The sequence below is a fragment of the Flavobacterium sp. genome, assembly GCF_044371705.1.
GTDB lineage: Bacteria > Bacteroidota > Bacteroidia > Flavobacteriales > Flavobacteriaceae > Flavobacterium.
The window spans coordinates 1-4,019 of record NZ_JBILTE010000218.1 but is presented as its reverse complement, the minus strand read 5'-3'; the positions used below and the strand labels follow the sequence as shown (position 1 = coordinate 4,019).

General features: G+C 34.9%; 3 protein-coding genes and 1 pseudogene. 1 reads left to right on the top strand and 3 read right to left on the bottom strand.

The annotated features are described in order from the left end of the window. The first annotated feature begins 76 nt into the window (after window positions 1-76). On the top strand, window positions 77-2,197 hold the full coding sequence (locus tag ACIQ2S_RS11890; RefSeq protein ID WP_396176267.1) for a M3 family metallopeptidase: 2,121 nt from the start codon (window positions 77-79) through the stop codon (window positions 2,195-2,197). A gap of 67 nt (window positions 2,198-2,264) precedes the next feature. Here the strand turns inward: ACIQ2S_RS11890 and ACIQ2S_RS11885 are convergent, their stop codons facing one another. From ACIQ2S_RS11885 to ACIQ2S_RS11875, 3 genes and pseudogenes are all read right to left on the bottom strand, one after another. Continuing rightward, on the bottom strand, window positions 2,265-2,627 hold the full coding sequence (locus tag ACIQ2S_RS11885; protein WP_396176265.1) for a nuclear transport factor 2 family protein: 363 nt from the start codon (window positions 2,625-2,627) through the stop codon (window positions 2,265-2,267). 2 nt (window positions 2,628-2,629) lie between these two features. Continuing rightward, entirely contained in the window at window positions 2,630-3,505 is an 876-nt protein-coding gene (locus tag ACIQ2S_RS11880) for a pseudouridine synthase (RefSeq protein WP_396176263.1), read from the bottom strand. Between the two features lie 66 nt (window positions 3,506-3,571). After that, window positions 3,572-4,019 (bottom strand): annotated as a pseudogene (locus ACIQ2S_RS11875) (ubiquinone biosynthesis protein UbiA); the annotation flags it as partial.

Here is a 4,019-nt window from a genome sequence, read left to right as displayed (position 1 = left end):
ATCATAAATTTAAGTTAATACAAAAAAGCTATTAGCTTGAAATAGCTATTTTAGCAATCCTAATTTTTATTAGAAAATGATTAAAAAAACTATTTTATTGTTAGCTATGGGATTATCCATAAATCTTGTTGAAGCACAAGAACTAAAATCGACTTTTACAACGAACCCTTTTTTTAGTTCCTACAATACACCTTATGATGTTCCTCCTTTTAATCTAATTAAAAACGAGCATTACAAGCCGGCAATTTTGGAAGGTATCAAAAAGCAACAACAGGAAATTGATGTGATAGTGAATCAAAAAAGTCAACCCACTTTTGAAAACACAATTATTGCTGTAGAAAATTCAGGAGAGCTTTTGTCAAAAGTTTCTACTGTATTTAACAATATGAATTCGGCAAACACCAACGAAGAAATTCAACAAATTGCCAAAGATGTTGCTCCATTACTTTCGGCTCATAGAGATAACATCAACCTTAACGAAAAACTTTTTGCTCGAGTTAACACTCTTTGGAATCAAAAAGAGCAATTAAAATTGACTCCGGAACAAGCAAAACTTTTAGAAAAAAGCTATAAAGGATTTGTACGAAGTGGTGCCAACTTAGACGAAACTCAAAAACAAACTTTACGAAAGTTAAATAGTGAACTGGCTGTTTTGACTTTAAAATTTGGTCAAAACATCTTAGCAGAAACAAATAGTTACGAACTTGTTGTTACGAACAAAGAAGATTTAGAAGGACTTTCGGAAGATTTGGTTAGTGCCGCTACAGAAACCGCTCAAGCAAAAGGAAAACCTGGAAAGTGGGTTTTTACCTTGTCCAATTCAAGTGTGATGCCTTTTCTTCAATACAGTACTAACAGAAAACTACGTGAAGAAATCTGGAAAGCCTATAAAAATCGCTGCAACAACGGCAATGAATTTGACAACAATGCAATTGCCATACAAATTGCTAATTTGAGAGCCGAAAAAGCCAAATTACTAGGCTATAAAACGCATGCCGATTATGTCTTAGAAGAAAGTATGGCAAAAACGCCAGAAAAAGTAATGTCTTTCCTGAGTCAGCTTTGGGAACCTGCATTAGCGAAAGCTAAAATGGAAGAAGCTGAAATCAAACAAATGATGTTGGCGGAAGGTTTTAAAACAGAGGTGCAACCGTATGACTGGCGTTACTACAGTGAAAAAATCAGAAAGCAAAAATTTGATTTAGATGAACAGGAATTGCGTCCTTACTTTAGTTTAGATGTGGTTACTAATGGCGTTTTCATGGTCTGTGAAAAATTATACGGATTAAAATTTAAAGAAGTAAAAAATGTTCCCACCTATCACCAAGAGGTGACTGTTTGGGAAGTGATGGAAAAAGACGGTACACATTTAGGATTACTTTACATGGATTTTTATCCAAGAGCTTCTAAAAGAGGTGGTGCTTGGATGACTTCCTATCGTCCGCAGAAAACGGTGAATGGAAAGAGAATTGCTCCGGTCATTTCCATCGTTTGTAATTTTTCAAAACCTACAGCTGATGCTCCTGCATTGTTTACTTTTGATGAAGTAAGTACTTATTTTCATGAATTCGGACACGCCTTACACGGATTGTTGTCGGACGTGACTTATAAGAGTTTAGCAGGTACGAGCGTTCCAAGAGATTTTGTTGAATTACCTTCGCAAGTCATGGAAAATTGGGCGGCTGATCCTGAAGTATTAAAAATGTACGCCAAACATTATAAAACAGGTGAAGTTATCCCCGATGCATTGATTCAAAAATTAGAAAATGCGGGTACCTATGGCCAAGGCTTTGCAACGGTAGAATATTTAGCTTCTACTTATTTGGATATGGATTTCCATACCATCACAGCTCCTATTTCAGGTAGTGCGGATAGTTTTGAAATAAATTCGATGAAAAATATTGGGTTGATTTCATCAATTATTCCTCGTCACCGTGCCAATTATTTCAGTCATGTGTTTTCCGGAGGATATTCTGCAGGATACTATAGTTATATCTGGTCGGGTGTTTTGGACACCGATGCTTTTGATCAATTTAAACAGACCAGCTTATTCAATCCTGCAAAAGCAGATTCTTTTAGAAAAAATATATTAGAAAAAGGCGGAACTGAAGAACCAATGGACTTGTATAAGAAATTCCGAGGAGCCGAACCTAGCATTGGACCTTTATTAAAGAAACGCGGTTTAGACGCTCTGTAAAATATTTTTAGGTTGTTATTAATTCAATAAAAACCCGAGATGAAAAGTTCATTTCGGGTTTTTTAATTTATCCGTGGTATACTCTCGATTGCGTTATTTTACCGTCTCTTATATCTAAAACTTCAGCGACGAGTATTTCAGGTTCGCCTTCAACGGTTCGCACATACTCCATAAACACTCGATCTGTATTTGCTGTTAGCGAATTTACTTTGTAGTGCAATGTTGGCAAACGATCAAAAGCATCTTTCCACCATTCTCGCATGGCTTCTTTGCCAACTACTAGACCGTTTGTTTCCGGTTTTCTAATTTTTAATTTCGGGCTATAATGTTCCGCATGATCATCATAGAGCGACAATAATTGCTCTAAATTATGATTATTGAAAGCTTCAAACCATTTGTAAGCAATCGACAGTATATCTTGTGGATTCATCCTTAGAAATTCTTTAAATTGATGATTTCTTGTTCGGTTAAAAATCGCCAATTTCCTCTTGGAAGGTTCTTTTTGGTTAATCCCGCAAATGAAACTCTATCAACTCTTAAAACATTGTAATTGAATTTTTCAAAAATCGCACGAACCACTTTTACATTTGAAGTACGCAATTTAATGCCTACTTCTGTTTTTGGTTGCTCATCGATGTAGCTGATTTCATCTACAAACAATCGGTGCTCGTCAAAACTTACACCTCCGGCTATCTTTTCTAAATCTTCAAATTTTAAATTTTTATCTAAAGTAACTTGGTATATTTTTGGCGACTTCTGGTTGGGTAAACCAAATTTTCGAATCATGTCGGTATCATTAGTAAATAATAACAATCCGGTTGTGTTTTTATCCATTCTACCTACTGCTTGTACTCGAACCTGCGTTGCATTCTTGATTAACTCAAACACATTTCGCATGTCTTTATCGTCTTCAACCGAAGTAGTAAAGTTTTTGGGTTTGTTCAATAAAATATATTCTTTTCTTTCCGGAATAATTGTTGCTCCGTCAAAATTAACTACATCTCCGGGTTTCACTTGATAACCCATTTCGGTAATCACTATTCCGTTAACTTTTACATTTCCAGATTGAATGTAGATATCTGCATCTCTGCGAGAGCAGGCTCCCGAGTTAGCAATGTATTTATTCAAACGGATGTCATCCGATTTTACTTTTGGTTTTGATGGTGTTACCGGAGCAGCATTTGTAGCTTTTTTTGGCTTCTGAGACCTTTTTGCCATCGCTGGTTTTGACTTGCTCAAACCTCCCGGTTTTGCTTTTGTAGTTCTGCTGGAAGTTGATTTTTTGTTGCTTCCGTCTTTTTTGTTCATCCTTGTGATTTTTGCAAAGATAGCGAATTCGAATTTGTTACGATTCTAAAGATGAAATTAGAACGACTAAAGATTCAAAACCTCTTTTCCATGAATTAAAACAGATGGTTTTATTAAAACAATACTAAAAACCCCTGCAACAATTATAAACTTGAGAATGTTATGCAAAAGCAAGTAGTTTTCTTTTGAATTGGATTTCCATAATTTTAGTACAAAGAAAATCAAAACAATAAAACTGAGGTAAAAGTAACTGTCCATATATCCTACATCATACAATTCAATAAGAATATAAACAGGAATTAAAGTGCAAATCACCAAAAAAGTGATGATTTTTTTAGAAAATGACTCGCCCAATAAAACAGGAATAGTTTTATAATTTTGAACCAGATCGCCTTTGATATTTTCCAAATCTTTAATCATTTCACGGATTAAAATCAGTAAAAACAAAAACGAAGCATGGGCAAAAATCACGAAATACTTATAACCATTGGCAATATCCAATAATGCATCTAAC

Bases quoted from the DNA above. Each gene is read 5' to 3' on its own strand.
- ACIQ2S_RS11890 (WP_396176267.1), top strand. From the start codon at position 77: ATGATTAAAAAAACTATTTTATTGTTAGCTATGGGATTATCCATAAAT.
- ACIQ2S_RS11885 (WP_396176265.1), bottom strand. From the start codon at position 2,627: ATGAATCCACAAGATATACTGTCGATTGCTTACAAATGGTTTGAAGCT.
- ACIQ2S_RS11880 (WP_396176263.1), bottom strand. From the start codon at position 3,505: ATGAACAAAAAAGACGGAAGCAACAAAAAATCAACTTCCAGCAGAACT.